The organism is Paraburkholderia sp. RL17-383-BIF-A (assembly GCF_046028015.1).
Lineage (GTDB): Bacteria > Pseudomonadota > Gammaproteobacteria > Burkholderiales > Burkholderiaceae > Paraburkholderia.
The window spans coordinates 1-20,217 of record NZ_JARESR010000017.1; the positions used below are offsets into that span (position 1 = coordinate 1).

Below are 20,217 nucleotides of genomic sequence, written 5' to 3' on the forward strand. Positions count from 1 at the left end.
CTTTGCGAGATGCGCTCGAGTTGGTGCCTGTTCCCATCCTGACAGTGGACGCGGAAAATCTCATCACGTTCGCCAATGGCGGCGCCGTTGAATTGTTTGGGCGTAGCCAGGACGAGATGATGGGCGCATCAATTGAGGTGCTTTTTCCACCTGCTGTTGATTGCGAAGGGCACCGTGCCGTTGACCATCTGTCCACATCTGGCGAACGCCCGGAAAGAGTTCTGGTACGTCAACTGGTAGCAAGTCGCCGCAGGGGCGGGGATTTCCCAGCGGAAATCAGGATCGTTCGGGTCAAGTCGCATAGTCAAGAGGCGCAGATAGTCGCTATATCCGACCGCAGTGATTGCAGCGAGCTCGAACTGAGTCGGAACGAACTTGCGCATCTAGCCCGGGTTTCGTCGCTAGGTGAACTTGCCGGGTCCCTTGCCCACGAGTTGAATCAACCGTTGACAGCGATCCTCAGTAACGCGGAGGCCGCGCAAAGGTTGGTGAACCTGGGCGCAAGCAAAAACGCAGAACTTCGGGAAGCGCTACAAGATATTGTTGCTGATGACTGTCGAGCCAGCGAAGTCATCCAGAGAATCCGCACGCTGGTGAGGAATGGCAACATCGAGATGAAACCGTTGGACCTGGGGACGGTGGTCGCGGATGTGGCCGCGCTGGTGCGTAGCGACGCAATGGTTCGCGGCGTACATGTGACCTTTTGTGTCGAAGATGCATTGACCATGGTGCGCGGCGACCGGGTTCAATTGCAACAAGTCCTACTTAACCTGCTACTGAATGGCTTCGATGCCGTGCAGGCGCGCGCGCCTGCGGAACGTGTCGTCGAATTGGCGGTGCACCGCGCGTCTGACGGCGGCGCGCACATTACGGTAAAAGACAGCGGTAACGGATTGCCGGCGGATCATATCGACAAGGTGTTCCTGCCTTTCTTCACCACTAAGCCGCAGGGATTGGGTTTGGGCTTATCCATCAGCCGCACGATAGTCAACGCTCACGGTGGCTGCATGTGGGCTGAGAAGAACGACGGCCCGGGTGCGTGCTTCCATATTACATTCCCGCCGCGTCAGACATACGGCGGAATTGCTGGAGCAAATGACCATGAGTCAGCCTAACAGTCGAGTATTCCTTGTCGACGACGATGAGCAGGTGCGTTGCGCGATCTCGCGCCTGCTTCGCGCCGCCGGCTATTGTGTGCATTCCTTCGACAGTGCCGAGGTATTTTTCGATCGAGTGGATCTTTCGAGTTCTCCTGCGTGCCTTCTACTCGATCTGCAGATGCCAGGAATGACGGGGCTCGACGTACAACATCGGTTGAATGGACGCGTTCCCATCGTATTTCTTACCGGACGTGGCGATGTCGAATCGAGTGTCGACGCGATGAAGGCAGGCGCACTAGACTTTCTGATCAAACCGGTTCGGGAATCGGTGCTGATTGCCGCTGTCGATCGAGCTCTGCAATCTGCCTGCAAAGAGTTTGAAGTAGAGCGGGAACATGCGGAGCTATTGGGGCGTGTCAATCAACTCACGCGTCGCGAACGCGAGGTCATGGCCCTTGTTCTGACTGGGCGTTTGAATAAGCAGGTCGCAAGTGATTTAGGAGCCGCAGAGAAAACAATCAAGATTCACCGCGGGCGTGTGATGGAGAAGATGAGGGCGAGATCAATCGTCGAACTCATTCGCCTCGCGGATAAGGCCGGTGTGCACGCGGCCGATGATCAATCACCTTCTACTTGACCGCCTCCTTCGGCGCGTACTTCACTTGATTACTTCTTGTGCAAGTTTTCTAGTGGACCAAAGTCCTATACCACGATCGCTCATCTGTCTTTAGGATGAACCTGCTGGGATCTTCTCACAGGAGCACTTGCGCGATTGCGTCCATACAATGGTCAAGTCCAGTCGAATAGTCGCTGTGGTGGATGACGACGAGTCGGTCTGTCGCTCCATCAAACGTTTGTTGCTCTCCGCGGGAATCGGGGCGGAAACGTTTGTCAGTGGGGAAGCTTTTCTCAACGCGCTATCGGCTGTTCCTTCGTTTTCTCCGGACTGCGTCATTCTGGACCTCCAGATGCCAGGCATCAATGGGCTAGAGGTCCAGCGGCAACTTGCTCCGCGCGATCTCCCAGTCATCATCATCACCGCTCATGACGATATCACTGTGCGGGAACGAGCCATGGCGTCTGGCGCGACTGCCTATCTGCGCAAACCGTTCAACGGGTCAGCCTTGATCAAAGCCGTCGAGCAGGCGTTAGGCATCAACCCGAGCAATAGCGGAGATTGCTGATTCGTCGCTGTATATGAGACTAAGGTCCGATTGTCTCGTGCAGGGTCGTCAAGCAAACTGAATTGCGTCGAAGCATACGTTGCGATGCCTGTTGGCTTCCGCTGTGGACGCGGGAGTGACGTCGTGCGGCAGTCAGGGGCGCTATTGAAGGAGACACGTAATGAAACTCGAGTCTACGGTCGTCGCGATCTCGTTCGCGTTTTGTGCGCTCAATGTTTACGCCGACGATTTCAATGGCAGCAAGAAGCTGGTTTGCGCGACCGTCGAAGCTCATGCGTGCGATCCCGGCCTGGAGTGCAAGCGTTCCTTGCCCGATGACATTGGCGCTCCCCGATTTCTAACTCTGGACTTTAAAAAGAAAGAGGTGATTGGACCCGTTCACACCACGCCTATGCTCGTAGTCAATAAAGAACCCGAGCAGGTAGTCATGGAGGGCACCGAGATGGGATACGCATGGACCCTGATCCTCGACTCGACTGACGGATCAATGACATTGATGCTCGCCAATAGTAGCGATGCAATCGTGTTGTTTGGCAACTGCACACCCTCCTGATCAGGGACAGTGCCATGAAAACGGCTTCGCTTCTCATTGGCCCGTATAGCAAGCTGTGCCACTCCCGTGGCGCACTAGTCCGGTTTTTCAACAGCAGGGAAATGCGGGCTGTAGCGCATTTCATCCGCAATACCGGCATCGATGCGACGGCGTCACGACTCGACGATCGTGGCGTGGCATGTCGCCGGCCCAGTTTGGCATACCTCGGCTTGCCGCTGCTTTTCCTTGCGGCACTCACGCTATTGCCCGGCTGCAAGAAGCAGGCGGCGACTCCGGCTGCACGCCCGCCCGAAGTGACTGTGATGTCGGTGGCCCAGCAGGATACTCCGGTCGACTTCGAATTCACGGCCCAGACCCAAAGTTCACGCGAAGTGGAGATCCGTGCGCGCGTTGACGGCTTTCTGGAAAAACGCATGTACGTAGAGGGCCAGGTTGTCAAAGCAGGCCAGACTATGTTCCTCATGGACCAAAAGCCATTCGAGGCCGCGCTCCAAACAGCGAAAGGACAACTGGCCCAACAGCAGGCGCGATACCAGGTCGCGAAAGCGAATCTCGGGCGGGTGGTCCCGCTTGCGGAACAGAACGCGTTGAGCAAGAAGGATCTGGACGACGCGATAGGAAATGAAAAGCAAAGCGCCGCAGCGGTGATAGCGGCACAGGGAGAGGTTCAGACGGCCCAGCTCAATCTGGGGTACACGACCATTAAATCCCCGCTGACAGGTCTGTCCAGCTTTGCGCGGCAGCAGGACGGAAGCTACGTGACAGCGACGTCCAGCGGTCTTCTGACCTATGTATATCAACTTGACCCAATGTGGGTCAACTTCAGCATTTCGGAAAACGAGATGTTGCGATATCGGGACGAAATTGCCGCAGGGCGGTTGAAGTTTCCACCCAACAGCGAGTTTGTCGTCACGCTGATTCTGGCGGACGGGAGCTTGTTCTCCGAGAAAGGCCACATAGATTTTGCCAACCCCGCCTTTAACACGGAAACGGGGACTTTTCTTGTGAGAGCGGTATTCGAGAATCCGAAGGGGACTTTACGCCCCGGCCAGTTTGTCAAAGCGCGGGTGTCCGGCGCGACGCGGCCCAATGCGATGCTCGTGCCTCAGCGCGCAGTATTGCAGGGCGCCAAGAGCCATTTCGTGTGGGTGGTCGATAACGATTCGAAGGCTCACCAGCGCGTGGTCGAGGTGGGGGATTGGCACGGTGACGACTGGTTCGTCTCTGACGGGCTGAAGGTCGGCGAACGCATTGTGGTTGACGGCGCGTTGCGCGTCATTGCCGACAGGCCGCTCAATATCGTCAAAGGGGCACCGGCAGCAGGTAGTGCAGCGGCGCCGGCTTCTGGTTCGGCGGCAAGCCCTGCTGCTGAACCCGTTGCCGAAGGGCGAAATGCTGGGCCGGGCGGACCCGCAAGCAGCGCCACCCAGTGAATGGATGAACGACATGAATGTCTCGCACTTCTGCATCGATCGTCCGATATTCGCGTCGGTTATCTCCATCGTTATTACGCTCGGCGGAGCATTGGCGATGCTGGCGCTTCCGGTCGCACAGTATCCTGACATCACGCCTCCGCAAATCACGATTTCTGCGACCTATCCGGGGGCCAACGCCGAAGTGGTGGCGAACAATGTCGCCGCTCCAATCGAGCAGCAAGTGAATGGCGCGGACAACATGATCTACATGAACTCGTCCAGTTCGTCGACGGGGAACCTGACGATCAATGCCTATTTTCAGATCGGCACCAACCCGGAGCTTGCTCAGGTCGACGTTCAGAACCGCGTGAACCTCGCTCTTCCGCAATTGCCGCAGTCGGTCCAGGCGCAGGGCATTCAGGTACAGAAGAAGTCGTCCGCTTTCATGATGGTGATTGCGATCTATTCGCCGAGTGAACGCTACGATTCGGTCTATATCGCGAACTTTGCCAACATCTATGTGCTCGATGCCATCAAACGTATTCCGGGCGCGAATCAGTCGAGTATCTTCGGTAATCCGGACTACGCGATGCGTATCTGGCTCAAACCGGATCGGATGGCGCAGTTGGGCGTTACAGCGGCTGACGTTCAGCGAGTCGTGGCGAACCAGAACCAGCAATTCGCGGTCGGCAGCATTGGACAATCACCCACCGGGCGGCCGGTCGAGCAGTCCTTTGCCGTCACCACGACCGGCCGCCTCGCGGAGCCCGCTGAGTTCGAAAATATCATTGTGCGCGCGGCAAGCGGGGGAGCTGCGATTGTTCGGCTCAAGGATATTGGACGCGCGGATCTCGGGCAAAAAGACTATTCCATTCGCAGCCGTTTCCAGGGAAAGCCCGCTACGGTCATTGCTGTCTATCAGCAGCCGGGCGCGAATGCACTCGAGGTGTCGAAGCAGGTGCGGGCGACGCTTCTGGAGCTGAAGAAGTCGTTTCCCGAAGGGTTGAGCTATGAGATTGCGATGGACACGACGGAATTCACCCGCGCATCCATCTCAGATGTCATCCACACCTTCTTTGAAGCATTGATATTGGTGGTGATCGTTGTCTTTGTTTTCCTGCAAAGTCTGCGCGCAACGTTGATCCCTATTGTGGCGGTCCCGGTCTCGATCGTGGGCACATGCATGTTCATGCTGCCGCTGGGTTTCTCGATCAATATGCTCACGCTGTTCGGAATGGTTCTGGCGATCGGGATTGTCGTGGACGATGCGATCGTTGTGATCGAAAACGTCGAGCGCAACATGACGGTCTATAAGCTAAACCCGAAAGATGCTGCAAAAAAAGCAATGGACGAAGTGGCGGGGCCGGTCATTGCGATTGTATTGGTGCTGTGCGCGGTCTTCGTGCCAGTGGCGTTTCTCGGTGGCATCACCGGACAGATGTACAAACAGTTCGCCATCACGATCGCTATATCGGTGGTCATCTCGGGTATTGTGGCGCTGACGCTTTCGCCAGCGCTTGCCGCTTTGCTGCTGAAGAGTTCGCACGGTGAGAAGAAGGGTTTTTTCCGCTGGTTCGACAACGCTTTCTCGCGCATGACTGCTGGATATTCGAGAGCGGTAAGACTTCTGATCAAGCGCTTTGTGATCGGACTGGTGCTTTTCGCTGGCATGATCGCGCTGGCTGTTGTCATGATGAGGTCTATCCCTGGGGCATTTTTGCCGCCGGAAGACCAGGGCTATCTGCTCGGCGCGGTCATCATGCCTGACTCCGCGAGTCTCGATCGCACCGGTGAAGTTTCACAGCAGGTGACGGATTACTTCAAGAAACAGGGGGCTGTGGGCAGCATTACAGTGGTGGATGGTTACAGTCTGCTGGATAACCAGAACAAGAATAACGCGAGCGCTTTTTTTGTCGGGTTCAAGAGCTTTGAGGAGCGCTATTCCTCGGAGAACAGAAAGACGCAGAACGCACAGGCGGTTTTGGTGGACGCCTATCGCGGATTTTCGACGGTAAAGGAGGGCGTCGTCATTCCGGTCAATCCGCCGTCGATCCCGGGGTTGGGTACGACAGGCGGCACAGAAGTGTGGATCCAGAGTAAAGGGGATGCAACCGTCGCCCAACTGGCGGAGGTGGCGGACCAGTTCGTCCAGAAGGCGAAGCAGCGACAGGAACTGACGGGCGTGACCTCGACATTCAATGCGTCGTCGAGGCAATTGTTGGTGAAAGTGGATCGTGACAAGTCGGAGACGCTCGGCGTTCCGGTCGAGGACGTGTATAGCGCGATGCAAACAATGTTTGGATCACTGTACGTGTCGCAGTTCAACCGGTCCAGCCGGCTCTGGCAAGTCATTCTGCAGGCGGAACCTTCGTACCGCCTTAAGCCTGAGGATCTCGATCAGATATTTGCGCGCAGCCGCAGCGGTACGATGGTGCCGATCAAGTCGGTGGCGAGTTATCAATATGTGACCGGCCCGGATCTCGTCACGCGCTTCAACAACTTTCCCGCCATCAAGATCACGGCAAATGCTGCTCCGGGTTTTAGCTCGGGCCAGGTCATCGCCGCGCTGGAAGACCTCGCCTCGCAAATGCCGCAAGGCTTCGACGTCGCGTGGAGCGGTGAGGCGTATGAAGAGCGTCAATCCGGCGGCACCTCCGGCCTCGTGTTCGTATTCGGCCTCGTGATGGTGTTTTTGATCCTCGCGGCACAGTATGAAAAGTGGACGTTACCGATCGGGGTGCTGATGGCGGTGCCGTTCGCTCTCTTCGGCGCGCTACTCGCCATTCTGTTGCGCGGGTTGACCAACGACGTGTACTTCCAGATCGGGTTGACGATGCTGGTCGCGTTGGCCGCCAAGAACGCCATTCTTATCTTCGAGTTCGCGGTATTGAATCGTGGCACTGGCGCATCGGTTCTCGACGCTACGATGACAGCGGCCGAAGAACGGCTGCGCCCGATCGTGATGACCTCGCTAGCGTTCATTCTGGGGTGCGTGCCGCTTGCAATCGCACGCGGCGCATCGGCGAATAGCCGGCACTCCATCGGTACGGGGGTGATTGGAGGGATGCTCGGGGCGACGGTGCTCGCCGTGTTCTTCATTCCAATGTTCTATTACCTGCTCGAGTCGATGTCTTCACGGTCAAGCGGCGGTAAGCAGACGCCAGACCAGGGAGGCGGCAACGTGAACCCCGCCACGCCGCCGGATGCGACGCCAGGTCCTGGCTCGACGCACCCGGCGCCGTCGGCACCGCGCGAGGGCGACTGACATGGAACGCCTGGCCCTTATGCGCGTCCTGGCCTCGCTCATTCTTTTTCCTTTGAGTGGCTGCCTGCTCGGCCCCGACTATGTGCGGCCGAAAGTCGATGTGCCTGCGACTTTCCGCTTTGCGCAGGACAGTTCGGTCGACGTCGCGAACACGGTCTGGTGGGAGCAGTTTCTGGATCCGGTGCTGAACCAGCTCATTGCAACGGCGCTGAGCGAAAACCGGGACGTGAGGGTAGCGGCCGCGCGGGTCGAGGAGTTTCGCGGCCAGTTCGTGACAACCCGGTCCGCTCTCTTCCCGCAAGTGGCTGCGGGTGCCGACGCATCACGTCAGCGTGCGTCGCAAAGCGCGGGTGTACCGTTCCCGGCAAACGTGAGTCCCGTTTATAACCAGTTCGACGCGACGGTGTCGGTGGCCTGGGAGATCGATCTGTTCGGCAAGTATCGGCGGCAAACCGAGGCTGCGCGGGCAAACCTGCTGGCAAGTGAGGAGGGCCACCGCGCGATCATCCTCGCTTTGGTGGCTTCCGTTGCGTCGTCGTATGTCAACTTGCGCAGTCTCGATCGGCAATTGGAAATTGCGAAAGACACGGCAGTCAGCCGGGCGGAATCGGTACGTGTATTCACTGCCCGATTCCAGGGGGGAGAGGTTTCGCAAATGGAGCTCGCCCAAAGTCAGTCGGAATACGAGTCGGCGCAAGCGACCATTCCGCAAATCGAAACGCAAATTGCCCAGCAGGAGAACGCGCTATCCGTGTTGATCGGCAGAAATCCCGGCCAGATTCTGCGAGGACGAGAACTGTCGGCGTTGGGGACGCCGCAGATTCCAGCGGGCCTGCCTTCGGAACTGCTGGAGCGCCGTCCGGATCTTTTGCAGGCGGAGCAAACGCTCGTCTCGCAGAATGCATTGATCGGCGCCGCGCGCGCGCTCTATTTCCCGTCGATATCGCTGACGGGGCTATTCGGCTCGCTCAGTACGCAGTTTTCGAGCCTCTTCACCGGGCCCGCCCGAGTGTGGTCTTTCGCGGGTTCATTGACGCAGCCGATCTTCACGGCAGGCAATATCTCAGGACAGGTGCGCCAGGCTGAGGCTCGTCAACAGGAAGCGCTGTTCGCATACGAAAAAACGATCCAGGTCGCGTTTCAGGAGGTTGAAGACGCGCTTATCTCCGTGCAGAAAACGCATGAGCAACTAGGGTCGCAGGGAAATCAGGTGGAAGCGCTGCGTACTTACGCACGGCTGGCACGCTTGCGCTATGAGGGCGGTTATACGAGCTACATAGAAGTGCTCGACGCCGAACGCAGTCTCTTTAACGCACAGCTGGGTTACACGCAAACACAGGGCGCCGTGCTCACCTCGTACGTCAGTCTGTACAAAGCCCTCGGGGGCGGTTGGGTTCTGGAAGCTGAAAAGATGTCGAATCCCGCGCCTGCGCCGTCGGCCGCGCCGGTTCCGGCTTCCTCCGTGAGCACTGAGCCGGTTGCGCAGCAGGTCCCGCCGGCTGATGGGGCAATCGCACAGGAGCCGCGATGATCGACACCGATATCATCGCTTGCCACGACTGCGATTTGCTGCAGCGTGGAAGCCAGGTGCAACCCGGCAGCACGTTGCGCTGTCACCGCTGCCACGCGGAGCTGCGTCGAGGCCGCTCCAATGGTCCCGAATATGCTTTGGCGTTTACGACGGCATCCGTGGTGTTGCTCGTCATCTCCAACGTGTTTCCGATCGTGGGTCTGTCGGTGAGCGGCACTCTCGTTCAAACGACGCTAGCCGGATCCGTGCGGGTCTTGTACCTGGATGGCATGTGGCCGCTTGCGGCGCTGGTGGGCCTCACGACGATTTTCATGCCGGTGGTGCAGACCGTGACGATGCTGTGGCTGCTGCTGCCTTTGCATTTCAGGCGCAAGCCTTGGGGTCCGGTAGGCGCATTCCGGCTGTTTCAACTGGCTCGCCCGTGGGGAATGACCGAGGTGCTGATCCTTGGCCTACTGGTTGCGCTCGTCAAGCTGGCGCATATCGCGAAGGTCGTGCCCGGCACGGCGCTGTGGTCCTTCATTGCGCTCATGATCATACTGGCGGCCGCCGCGGCCTCATTCGATCCACAAGAGGTGTGGTCGCGTATTGCCGCTGCACGAAACAATGATAGGAGCTTACGCCTGCCGCGGCGCGTTCCCGCGAATGGTGCGCTGACAGGGGCAGCATGCGGACTTACGCTCTGTCACGATTGCGGTCTGCTGGTGGGCTCGCCGAAGGGTTCCGTTGCGCGGCATTGCCCGCGTTGCGGAGCGTCGCTGCACGTGCGCAAACCGGCCAGCCTGTCGCGCACGTGGGCGTATCTCCTCGCCGCCACCGTGCTCTATATCCCGGCGAACGTTCTACCCGTAATGGACACGAGTTCGCTGTTCGGCGCACAGAAAGACACGATCCTGAGCGGCGTGGTCTATCTCTGGGTATCGGGGTCGTGGCCGCTTGCCGTTCTCGTCTTTATCGCAAGCATTGCTGTGCCGATGCTCAAAGTTCTTGGGTTGGCCTATTTGACGATCTCGACACAGCTTCATTCGCAATGGCTGCCTGAACAGCGTACGCAAATCTACCGCGTAATCGAGCTGGTCGGACGCTGGTCGATGCTCGACATATATGTCATCACGATGCTGGTAGCCTTGGTCCAATTCAAGGCACTTGCGACTATCAACGCAGGTCCCGCGGCTATTGCGTTCGGCGCGGTGGTGGTGCTGACACTGTTGGCGGCGATGTCTTTCGATCCGCGTTTGATCTGGGACGCTGTGGAGCGGGATCATGACCACGCCTAGCGAAAAACCCGATACACCTGATCTGGTTGAGGCCGACGTGGTCCCGCGCTCGCGCTGGCGCATGCAGCTAGTGTGGCTGGTGCCTATCGTGGCGCTGCTGGTGGGCGGATGGCTCGCGACGAAGGCCGTGCTGGAACGTGGGGAAAAGATAACCATCAGCTTCAAGACGGGTGAGGGGCTGGAAGCGGGTAAGACCAAGCTCAAGTTCAAAGACGTCGATATCGGGGTCGTCGAAGCGGTGACACTCTCAACGGATCACAAACACGTCGTCGCGAAAGCCGACGTGGTGCGCGATGTGGCGAATATGCTTGTCGACAATACGCGCTTCTGGGTGGTGCGTCCGCGCATCTCCGGCGGCACGGTGTCCGGACTCGGCACACTTTTGTCCGGGTCTTACATCGACGTGGATGTCGGCAATGCCGTGAAAGCCCGTCATGACTTTGTTGGGCTGGAGGTGCCCCCTGTATTTGCCAGTGACATCCCCGGGCGCGAATTCACGTTGAAGAGCACGGGACTCGGCTCGCTGGATGTCGGCTCGCCGGTCTATTTCCGCAGGCTTCAGGTTGGACAGATTGCCTCCTATCAGTTGGACCCGGATGGTAAAGGCGTCACGCTCAAGGTATTCGTGAATGCCCCTTATGATCGGTTCGTGAAAAGCGATACGCGCTTCTGGCACGCCAGTGGAGTCGATATGGCATTCGATACGAACGGTCTGCGGATCGAGACGCAATCGATCGTTTCGATCATCATCGGCGGTGTGGCATTCGAGTCTCCCGCGGATTCGGTGGAGGAGGTCGCGGCGGTGGCCAATGCGCAATTCGAACTGTATTCGACTCGCGCCGATGCGATGAAGCAGCACGACCGCATTGTCGACAGGTATGTGGTGAACTTCACCGATTCCGTGCGCGGTCTGACGGTTGGCGCACCCGTGGATTTTCGCGGCGTAGTGATCGGCGAAGTGACACAGATCTATACGCGATTCGACCCGGAACGCCGGCGCTTCAGCATTCCGGTCGAGATCCAGATCTATCCCGAGCGCTTTACCTCACGCTATCAGACGGGGCGAGCCGGCGGCCGCATCAGCGAGGATCCAAAAGGAATCGCCAATTACCTGGTCGAAAATGGCTTTCGCTTCCAGCTAAAGAGTGGCAATCCGCTGACCGGTCAACTCTATCTTGCGCTGGATTATTTTCCTGATGCCCCGAAGGCCAAGATCGACTGGAGCAGGTCACCGCCCGAGTTGCCGGCGGTGCCGCGCGCGCTGCAATCGCTGCAGGATTCGGTTACGCGGCTGCTGACCAAGCTCAATAGCATTCCGTTCGAGGCGATCGGAAACGACGCCCGCACCACATTGCAAACCACGAACTCGATGCTCTCGAAACTCGACGCGGATGTCATTCCGCGAGCTCACGACACATTGGCTTCCGCGCAAACGGCGCTCGATTCGGCGAATAGCGCTCTGCAACCCAATTCGTCCTTGCAGCAGACGACAGAAGAGACTCTTAGAGAGTTGACCCGTACCTCCGCGGCACTCCGTACGCTTGCGGACTATCTTTCGCAGCATCCCGAAGCATTGGTTCGCGGAAAGCCCGGAGGGCAGCCATGACTCGATATCGGCGTCGTGACGGGAGCGCAAGGCACGTGGCTCGGCACGGAAACGGCACGCCAATGAGCGGATGCCGTCTTCCTGTCGTATTCATCGCGGGACCAAACGGCGGGGGAGTTCGTCGACAGATTCAAGGAAGGCGTGGGAATGCGCCTGGCGCAGGCGTGGCGCCGTTTGCCGCGTCATTCAGCGCTGTTTTGCACCGCTGCGCCGCGCATTCGATCCGCTATATCGTGTCATGCCTCGTGGTTGGACTGGTCGCCGCGGGGCTGGGGGGATGCAAGTCGTCACCCGCCAGGTTCTACACGCTGAGCCCGGATGCGACTCTCGCGACATTGGCGACGCCTCACGCGATCCCTCTGGCGGTAGGGCCGGTTACCGTGCCGGATCTGGTGGACCGTCCGCAAATCGTGACCCGGGCGGCCGGCAACGAAGTCGCCATCAACGAATTCGCGCGATGGGCGCAGCCTCTGAAAGGCAATATCGCGCGGGTCGTTGCGGCGGATCTGGGTACGCTGCTGAATTCACAGCAGGTGACGGTGTTCGCGGGTACGACCGATCCGCTGGCCACATGGTACGTGAGACTGGATGTCATGCGTTTCGACGCGGAACCCGGCCAGGACGTCATTGTGGACGCGCAATGGACCATCCGTGCTCCGGGGAAGCAGCCTGTTCGTTCAGGGCGATCTATTGTTCGCGAGCCAGTGTCCGGCGCAGGTTTTGAGGCGATGACCACGGCCTATGACCGGGCGCTTGCTGTGGTGAGTCGTGATATTGCGGCGGCAGTTGGCACGATGATTCAGCCATAGAGCAGACATGCTAACGATCACGGTGCAATGTCGGTGGATGTGAGGCGATCGCCGGGTGCCGCCCGTTTCAGAATTCATCTACCTTATAGGTGCTTCAATGCCAGCTCAATCCTTGCTTTCCGCGCGCAGCCTCATACGGTGTTTGACGAGTGTCGTCCTCGTTGCCGGAACAGGCGTCGCCTTCGCCGCCAATTTGAATTTTTTGAAAGACACACCGGTTAGCTATATGAAGGACGCAGACAGAAAGGCGCTCAACGACGCGGCGCAAATTGCGCTGGAGCGCAATAAGGATGGAGAGTCGCTGAACTGGAGCAACAGTGGCACCGGCAACTCGGTGTCGATTCACGGGACCGTCACGCCACGCGATACGGTGAAAGACGGTGCCAAAACATGCAGAACGGCGACGCTTGTCGCCATTGCGAAAGGACAGACGCAGACTTGGACGCCTGTCGTTTGCAAAGAAGGTGCTGGGCCGTGGAAGATACGGAAACAGTGAGTGTCAGACTATGCGGTGAACTCATGGAAAGAGGGCACTGCAGCAACCCGCTTCGAGCCGCTTTGAGCGGATAGTTTTGCGAGGCGTCCGGTTACGACTGCTGGTCAGGCAGTCTCCGGGACGCGGGTTTGGCTACACCTCGGTTTCAGAGGTTGAGCTTGGTCACTTTGGTTCCAGCGAGCGACGCATCCGCCATCAGGCCGGTATTGGTCAGGACTATGGCGACAACCTGGGCGGATGCGGATGTCGTGTCGATGGACCCGTTCGCACCCACCTTTAGCAAGGAGACCGCCACGTCGCCGCCGACCGACCAACCGGCCGAGCTGGTGAATTTGGCGAGCGAGTCCTTCGTCATAAAGAGGAAGATGACCGCGGTTGATTCGGCGCCGGCCTGGAAGCCGAAAGAAGCAGCCGTCGTGCTGTAATAGCCGACCGTCGCGCCGCCTACGCGCAATGCGCCTTCACCATACTCGGCACCCGCGATAAAGGCCACTTTCTTGACTGCCGGGAAAGTGAGGATGCCTTGCGCCTTGGATGCGAGTTCGCGTGCTCCCCCCACTGTTGCGTAAAGCCGCGACATCGTTCCGTCGACGCTCGCGTCGAGCGCCTGACGCTTCGACGCGTCCGTTTCGGGACTCTTGCCGCTGCCGCCTGTGGTGGTGCAGCCCGCGAACGCGAGGCCCGCGGCGGCAGTGGCTGCTGCGGTATTCAATACAAAGTTCCTTCGGTTCATTATCGTCCTCCGTTTCGGTTCCGAGGTGAATGCTCAGCAAATGCGTTACCCGTTGTGACGATTTCCAGTTCTTTCCTGAATGCATGATGTCACAGCGGAAAAATGGGGGAATCAGACTTTGGTCTTATTGCCGAACGGGTGCATGTGCCGTGCCGCAAAGTTTTTCGGCACGCTTGAGCCTGGAATTCCCGGCTTTCCGCTGGAGATATCCTTTATGCAAAAGCCAAACCTCTTCATGAAGAGATCAGGTGTTTTTCAGTCGTGCTGATTCTGTGAGCCGTCGACCTGTGGGATCTGGATGATGCGAATCTAGGACCAAGGTCCGATGCCCCTCGTCATGATTGGGCATTACGCTCACAGAATAGTGCGGGGGCGTGCACGTCTGTGCAGACCGAAGTGTCGTCTTTCCGCCGGCGAAGCGCTAACCCAGCCTTGAAGAGAGGAGACGACCCGATGACCGAGGATCCTCGTCCTGCTAGCGATGTAACGCGAGCTGTGCCTTCGGGATGGCGGGCCATGTTTCCTCCCCTAACGTGGCTATTGTCTTATCAGCCGAAGTGGCTCACGCACGATGCCATTGCAGGAGCCACCCTGGCGGCCTACGCGATTCCCGTGTCGCTCGCCTATGCCACGCTCGCTGGATTGCCACCAGAGTACGGCATCTATTGTTATCTGGTTGGGGGACTCGCCTATGCGTTGTTCGGGTCTTCCCGCCAGCTCGCGATTGGCCCGACTTCGGCGATTTCGATGCTGGTCGGTGTGACAGTCTCGGAGATGGCTGGAGGGGATCCGGCACGATTCGCCGCCATTGCCGCCCTGACTGCGCTGCTGGTCGCCGCAATGTGCTTCGTGGGGTGGATTCTGCGGCTGAGTTCGCTGGTCAATTTCATTAGCGAGACGATCCTGCTCGGGTTCAAGGCGGGCGCCGCCTTGACTATTGCTTTGACTCAGCTACCAAAGTTGTTTGGGGTGAAGGGCGGTGGCGAGCAATTTTTCGATCGCGTCGTCACGCTCGCCGGTCAACTTCCCAGTACCAATCTCGCCGTGCTCGGATTTGGTGTTGCGGCGATCGTCGTGCTGCTACTGGGGGAGAAGTTCCTGCCCGGTCGACCAGTCGCATTGTTCGTGGTGGTGATCTCGATCATTGTGTTATCTGTGACACCGCTGATTGGCCTTGGCTTCAAGACTGTCGGCGCGTTGCCGCAAGGTCTACCCGAGTTTCGCTGGCCTGGCCTGCGCGTCCGCGATGTGGACGGTGCGATTTCGTTAGCGTTCGCGTGCATGCTGCTGTCGTACGTCGAAAGTGTTTCTGCCGCGCGGGCGCTGGCCCAGGCGAACGGTTACGAGATCAATCCACACCAGGAGCTACTCGGACTCGGCGCGGCCAATCTGGCAGCAGGACTGTTTCAGGCCTATCCGGTCGCGGGTGGTTTGTCGCAGTCATCGGTCAACGACAAGGCCGGCGCCAAAACACCGCTCGCGTTGGTCTTCGCTTCCGTGACTATCGGGCTGTGTCTGTTGTTCCTGACCGGAATGCTGAAAAATCTGCCAAGTGTGGTTCTGGCCGCGATCGTGCTGGTTGCGGTGAAAGGGCTGGTCGATATCGACGAGATGCGTCACGTTTGGCGGGTAAGCCGGTTTGAATTTTTCGTCTCGATGGTAGCGTTCGCCGCCGTGCTTTTGCTAGGCATCCTGAAAGGCGTGATCGTGGCAGTGCTGGTTTCAATGTTATTGCTTATAAGACGCGCCGCACATCCACACGTGGCATTTCTGGGCAAGATTCCCGGCACCCGGATCTACTCCGACGCCGAACGCCACCCGGACAACGAAGCGGCGCCAGGCGTACTCGTATTCCGCGTCGAAGCGTCGCTGCTTTATTTCAATGTCGAGCATGTGCGCGCTGCCGTATGGGACAAGATCCGTGCTGGCGACGGATCGCTCAAACTGGTTATCTGCGATCTGTCGACTTCTCCCGCTGTTGACCTCGCGGGTGCGCGCATGTTGGCCAAGCTGCATGAAGCGCTGAAGACGGCCGGAATAACGTTGCGACTGGTCTCCGCTCATGCGGAGGTGCGGGATATTCTGCGCGCGGCGGGTGTTGAGAACCTGGTGGGCTACCTCCAACGTGGCATCTCGGTTGCCGACACGATCGACGAATGGAAGACAGGGCGAAGTGCGCCGCCGCAAGTGGCAGGAGCGCTATGACCTGCTGCGCAATGAAACGCAGTGTGCGCCCGTTGAGGAACTCGTGGGCACGATGAACGTGGGCAGCACATGTGAAACGCGATACCGCTTGCATGTCGTCTTTCGGGGCAGACCCTTCACGTTGACGGCGGCTCAAGCATCATGGACAGTGAATAGGAGAGCGTTATGGCTGATTTATTTATTGGCAATATCGACGAGCATGTCAGCGAAGATGACATCAAGGCGTTTCTTGTGAAGTACGGTTTTCCGCCTTTCGACAGTATCGCCCACGTTCCAGGGGAAGGCTCGCGGCCGGCGGTGGTGGTCAGCTTCGAAGGTACGAGTCCGGAGGTGTTGCGTCGCCTGCAGCCCAGAGTTCACGACATGTTCTGGAACAATCGGAAAATCAATGTGCAGGTCATGAAAGACCGGTCGGAGTGAGGCGTATCTTTCAGGCGTCGGTCACCGAGCACAGCTGTCGGGTTCTGATCTCATGATGAAGCGTTCACGCGCGTAGGGTGCGGCGGTTTCTCGCTTCCCGAGCCCTCGTGTAAAAACGAGAGGCAAGCGGAAATGCGCGAGAGCGGTAGTTGCTCCGCATTGGCGTTCAGGAGCGTGTGATGGATTCAAGGCGAATAGCCGAAGCCGCCGCCCGAGGCCTGGTCGCCGTAGTGGAACGGTGTGCTGTCCACCAGGCGTCCACGATCCAATGAACAAGCCGGATTTTTCAACTCCCACGCCGGAACCGGGCCGGATTGGGCCCCGGGCGAAGGCCGCCGATCAGGCCGGCGTGTTGCGCTGGCTGCCCGGCATCCGTACGCTTCGGACCTACCAGATCGCGTGGTTACCTCACGACATTGCGGCCGGCCTGGTGCTGACCACGATGCTGGTGCCGGTGGGCATCGCCTACGCGGTGGCGTCGGGCTTACCCGGAATTAATGGCCTCTACGCTTCTATCATTGCGCTGCTTGCTTATGCGTTGTTCGGACCCAGTCGGATTCTGGTGCTGGGGCCGGATTCGTCGCTGGCCGCAGTCATTCTGGCCGTCGTCGTGCCCCTATCGGCGGGCGACCCAATTCGCGCAGTAGCACTGGCGGGCATGATGGCGATCGTGTCGGGGGCGGTATGTATCCTGGCCGGTCTGGCGCGCATGGGTTTCATCACCGAACTCCTGTCGAAGCCGATCCGCTACGGGTACATGAATGGCATCGCGCTGACGGTCCTGATCAGCCAGTTACCCAAAGTGTTCGGTTGCTCGATTCCGAGCGAAGGGCCGTTGCGAAACGTGCGAGCCCTCGTCATCGCAGTGATGGACGGCCACACTAACTGGACCACATTCATGGTCGGTGCAGGCACACTGGCCGTCATCCTGCTGCTCAAGGGCAGCAGGCGGATCCCGGGTGTCCTGATCGCCGTGGCAGGAGCCACTGTTATGGCTGGCGCGCTCGACCTTGCGGCACGCGCAGGTGTTGCGGTTCTCGGCTCGCTGCCGCAGGGCTTGCCTGCGTTCTCCATTCCATGGATCGCCACCGCGGACATGGTGCCCGTCCTGATCGGCGGCTGCGCCGTTGCCCTGGTGTCTTTTGCCGACACTAGCGTGCTTTCGCGTGTCTATTCGGCGCGCACGGGTGTCTATGTCGATCCGAATCAGGAGATGGTGGGACTCGGCGTCGCCAACCTCGCCGCCGGCCTGTTTCAGGGCTTTCCGATCAGCAGTAGCTCGTCACGCACTCCCGTGGCGGAGGCCGCCGGTGCGAAGACCCAGTTGACCGCCGTGGTCGGCGCGCTCGCGGTTGCCTTGCTGCTGATGGTGGCGCCCGACATGCTGCGGAATTTGCCCACCAGCGCGCTGGCTGCGGTGGTGATCGCATCGGCGCTTGGCCTGATCGAAGCCGCCGACCTGCGGCGCATTTATCGGATCCAGCGCTGGGAGTTCTGGCTATCCATCGTATGTACCGTCGGCGTGTTTCTGCTGGGTGCGATTCAGGGCATTGGCCTCGCTATCGTGATTGCCGTCATCGAGTTCCTGTGGGATGCGTGGCGGCCGTATTCGGCGATTCTGGGGCGTGTCGATGGTCTGAAGGGCTACCACGACATTACGCGCTATCGCGACGCTCATCGCATTCCCGGGCTAGTCCTGTTTCGTTGGGACGCGCCCTTATTCTTCGCAAACGCCGAGTTGTTCTGTGACCGGGTGCTGGATGCGGTGGCGACATCGCCTACGCCGGTGCGCTGGCTGGTGGTGGCGGCGGAACCTGTTACGAGCGTAGATGTCACTTCCGCCGATATGCTGGCCGATCTGGATGAGACATTGCACGCGGCGGGCATTGAGTTGTGTCTCGCCGAGTTGAAGGACCCCGTCAAAGACAAGCTAAAGCGATTCGGGCTCTTTGCACGGCTTGGCGAAACGGCGTTCTTTCCGACAACCGGTTCCGCCGTCAGCAGCTACCTCGCGAGCCATCCGGTAGAGTGGGTGGACTGGGAGGACAGGGATCGCTAGGGAAGGGATGCTCGAACTGGCAACCGTTTCGATCGGAGCCCCTATACCCGGCAATCATCGCCATGACGGTCAGGATTTCCTGTGCTTTCGTGACGAACGCAAAGTACTCGGATGCGTTCGCCAATGTCCCTGCCAGGATGCTCTTTTTCCCCGCGTGGCAGTGGATGATTTCGTTTCGCCCGCGCCGCCGTTCTGCGCGTTCACGTCCAGGGCTCCGCCGAGCCCCTGCGGGTCGGCGACGCGGGCGAGCTCAATGTCGGCCGCGAAGTGATGATGGCGCACGATGCTGGCGTCGAGCAATTCAAGCTCCCGGAGCAACGCCGGGTGGCGGAACTCGGGCAGCGTGTTCGTCAGGTTGACGATCATGGCCCGCAGGCGCCGCTCGATCTGCAGACTGCCCGCACCGCAATGCCGTATTTCCCGGAACGTGACGTGAACGAAGTCTTCCCAGTCCGGCGTGCGAAAAATGACGCGCGGCCGTCCGCTGGCGTCGCTGAGCGTGCTGTTGGCCAGGGACCGCTGTCCGACCAGGCGAAGCAGCCGATGCAACTGGTCGATGGCGAGCACTGCGGTGGTCGGATCGTTGATGGCAGGCGATAGGGCCTTCAGGGCAATATCGACTTCAATGCGGAACGAGAACATGGGATCCTGCTCCATTGTGCGTTCGGAGCCGAGCGCGACCAGGTTCTGCAACTGGCGGTCGCTGATCGTATCGCTGCTGCCGGTCAAATAGAAGAGCGGTTCGTCCGTGGCGAGAAAATCGCCGACCTGCGCGGCGAATTCGATGATGCAGCCGGCTCGCTGCGCCTCGCGAGAAAGTCCGGCCAGGTTCACCGCCAGCACCACCCCGGATCCACCGGGGTGATAGACGATGCGATCGGGCGCCCCCGGCGTGCCCGGCTCCGCCCGGCCGTTGGTCCCGAATGCGCGCGAGCGTGACGTCCATGCCAGTTCAGTAGTGAAGCGCCGGCGAGCCGATTCTTCCGACGCAGGGTGAGGGTAGATGACCTCGATGACCGCAAACCCCTGCTCGGCGACGCGTCCCACGAGACTGACGGGCCGCAGCAGTCTTGCGGAATAGTCGATCAGCACGATGAATGCGACGAGTGAGCCGAGCCCAATGACCGTTGCAATGGATACTTGCAACTGAGGGACCGCCCAGGGTTGCCCAAGTTCTGCCATGGTCCGGTGGGTCCAGAGCAAGGAAAAGACGAAGAGCCCAACGATCCACCGGATCACGTTATCGCGCAGTAGCGTAGTCGCAATGATGCGCGGAGTATATTGGCCACCCGCAACCTGGATGGCAACGAGCAGGGAGCCGAATGTAAACACCAGGCAGGAGAGGTTTAACGTAAAGATGCGATCGAGTATTGCGTGAGCTTCCTCGACGCTCACGGCAAGCAGTCCGTGTTGCAGATCGAAGCCGCTGCGTTGAGACATCCAGTAGCCAATTCTGTCGATGGCCCTGTTAAGAGCGATCGCGGCCATCACGGCGAGAATGGGTACGATCCATAGCGACGACCTGACGTGGCTGATCAGGCTGTATCGACGGTTCCAGGCCATG

16 protein-coding genes are annotated in these 20,217 nt (G+C 59.2%); 14 read left to right on the top strand and 2 right to left on the bottom strand.

Features of this window, described 5'->3' with window-relative positions:
• From P0D71_RS19985 to P0D71_RS20035, 11 genes are all read left to right on the top strand, one after another.
• Positions 1–1,115 (top strand): two-component system sensor histidine kinase NtrB (locus tag P0D71_RS19985; protein ID WP_408481684.1); only part of this gene is annotated, 1,115 nt, incomplete at its 5' end.
• Entirely contained in the window at positions 1,102–1,737 is a 636-nt protein-coding gene (locus P0D71_RS19990) for a response regulator transcription factor (protein WP_091795455.1), read from the top strand. The genes P0D71_RS19985 and P0D71_RS19990, both read left to right, overlap by 14 nt.
• Before the next feature lie 148 nt (positions 1,738–1,885).
• A complete protein-coding gene (locus tag P0D71_RS19995) occupies positions 1,886–2,284 on the top strand; it encodes a response regulator transcription factor (protein ID WP_091795452.1) in 399 nt (132 codons plus the stop codon).
• Between the two features lie 160 nt (positions 2,285–2,444).
• The gene (locus P0D71_RS20000) at positions 2,445–2,837 is read left to right on the top strand and encodes a hypothetical protein (protein ID WP_091795450.1); all 393 of its coding nucleotides are present in this window, start codon (positions 2,445–2,447) and stop codon (positions 2,835–2,837) included.
• A gap of 14 nt (positions 2,838–2,851) precedes the next feature.
• A complete protein-coding gene (locus tag P0D71_RS20005) occupies positions 2,852–4,270 on the top strand; it encodes an efflux RND transporter periplasmic adaptor subunit (protein WP_286161959.1) in 1,419 nt (472 codons plus the stop codon).
• A gap of 13 nt (positions 4,271–4,283) precedes the next feature.
• A complete protein-coding gene (locus tag P0D71_RS20010) occupies positions 4,284–7,517 on the top strand; it encodes an efflux RND transporter permease subunit (RefSeq protein ID WP_408342890.1) in 3,234 nt (1,077 codons plus the stop codon).
• Position 7,518: 1 nt separating this feature from the next.
• Complete coding sequence (locus P0D71_RS20015) at positions 7,519–9,048, top strand: efflux transporter outer membrane subunit (RefSeq protein WP_408481686.1); 1,530 nt, start codon at positions 7,519–7,521, stop codon at positions 9,046–9,048.
• Positions 9,045–10,325, top strand: coding sequence for a paraquat-inducible protein A (locus P0D71_RS20020; RefSeq protein ID WP_408481688.1), 1,281 nt, complete (start codon positions 9,045–9,047; stop codon positions 10,323–10,325). The genes P0D71_RS20015 and P0D71_RS20020 overlap by 4 nt, the downstream gene beginning before the upstream one ends.
• Positions 10,312–11,931: a PqiB family protein gene (locus P0D71_RS20025; RefSeq protein WP_408481689.1), complete on the top strand. Its 1,620-nt coding sequence runs from the start codon at positions 10,312–10,314 to the stop codon at positions 11,929–11,931. The genes P0D71_RS20020 and P0D71_RS20025 overlap by 14 nt, the downstream gene beginning before the upstream one ends.
• A 164-nt stretch (positions 11,932–12,095) precedes the next feature.
• Positions 12,096–12,740 carry a PqiC family protein gene (locus P0D71_RS20030; RefSeq protein WP_408481691.1) on the top strand — a complete coding sequence of 215 codons (645 nt, stop codon included), beginning with the start codon at positions 12,096–12,098 and terminating at the stop codon, positions 12,738–12,740.
• Between the two features lie 97 nt (positions 12,741–12,837).
• Positions 12,838–13,236, top strand: a complete 399-nt coding sequence (locus P0D71_RS20035) for a hypothetical protein (RefSeq protein ID WP_408296685.1) — start codon at positions 12,838–12,840, stop codon at positions 13,234–13,236.
• 145 nt (positions 13,237–13,381) lie between these two features.
• Here the strand turns inward: P0D71_RS20035 and P0D71_RS20040 are convergent, their stop codons facing one another.
• Positions 13,382–13,969 (bottom strand): BPSL1445 family SYLF domain-containing lipoprotein, encoded by a 588-nt coding sequence (locus tag P0D71_RS20040; RefSeq protein WP_091795433.1) that lies wholly within the window; start codon positions 13,967–13,969, stop codon positions 13,382–13,384.
• A 453-nt stretch (positions 13,970–14,422) separates the two neighbouring features.
• Here P0D71_RS20040 and P0D71_RS20045 point away from each other — a divergent pair, with 453 nt between their 5' ends.
• The 3 genes from P0D71_RS20045 (at position 14,423) to P0D71_RS20055 (ending at position 18,653) form a co-directional block, all read left to right on the top strand.
• Complete coding sequence (locus P0D71_RS20045; protein WP_408481692.1) at positions 14,423–16,174, top strand: SulP family inorganic anion transporter; 1,752 nt, start codon at positions 14,423–14,425, stop codon at positions 16,172–16,174.
• 165 nt (positions 16,175–16,339) lie between these two features.
• On the top strand, positions 16,340–16,594 hold the full coding sequence (locus P0D71_RS20050; RefSeq protein WP_091795429.1) for an RNA recognition motif domain-containing protein: 255 nt from the start codon (positions 16,340–16,342) through the stop codon (positions 16,592–16,594).
• 268 nt (positions 16,595–16,862) lie between these two features.
• Positions 16,863–18,653, top strand: coding sequence for a SulP family inorganic anion transporter (locus tag P0D71_RS20055; protein ID WP_408481694.1), 1,791 nt, complete (start codon positions 16,863–16,865; stop codon positions 18,651–18,653).
• A gap of 69 nt (positions 18,654–18,722) precedes the next feature.
• Here the strand turns inward: P0D71_RS20055 and P0D71_RS20060 are convergent, their stop codons facing one another.
• Positions 18,723–20,216: a DUF2254 domain-containing protein gene (locus P0D71_RS20060; RefSeq protein WP_408481696.1), complete on the bottom strand. Its 1,494-nt coding sequence runs from the start codon at positions 20,214–20,216 to the stop codon at positions 18,723–18,725.
• Between the last annotated feature and the right edge of the window lies 1 nt (position 20,217).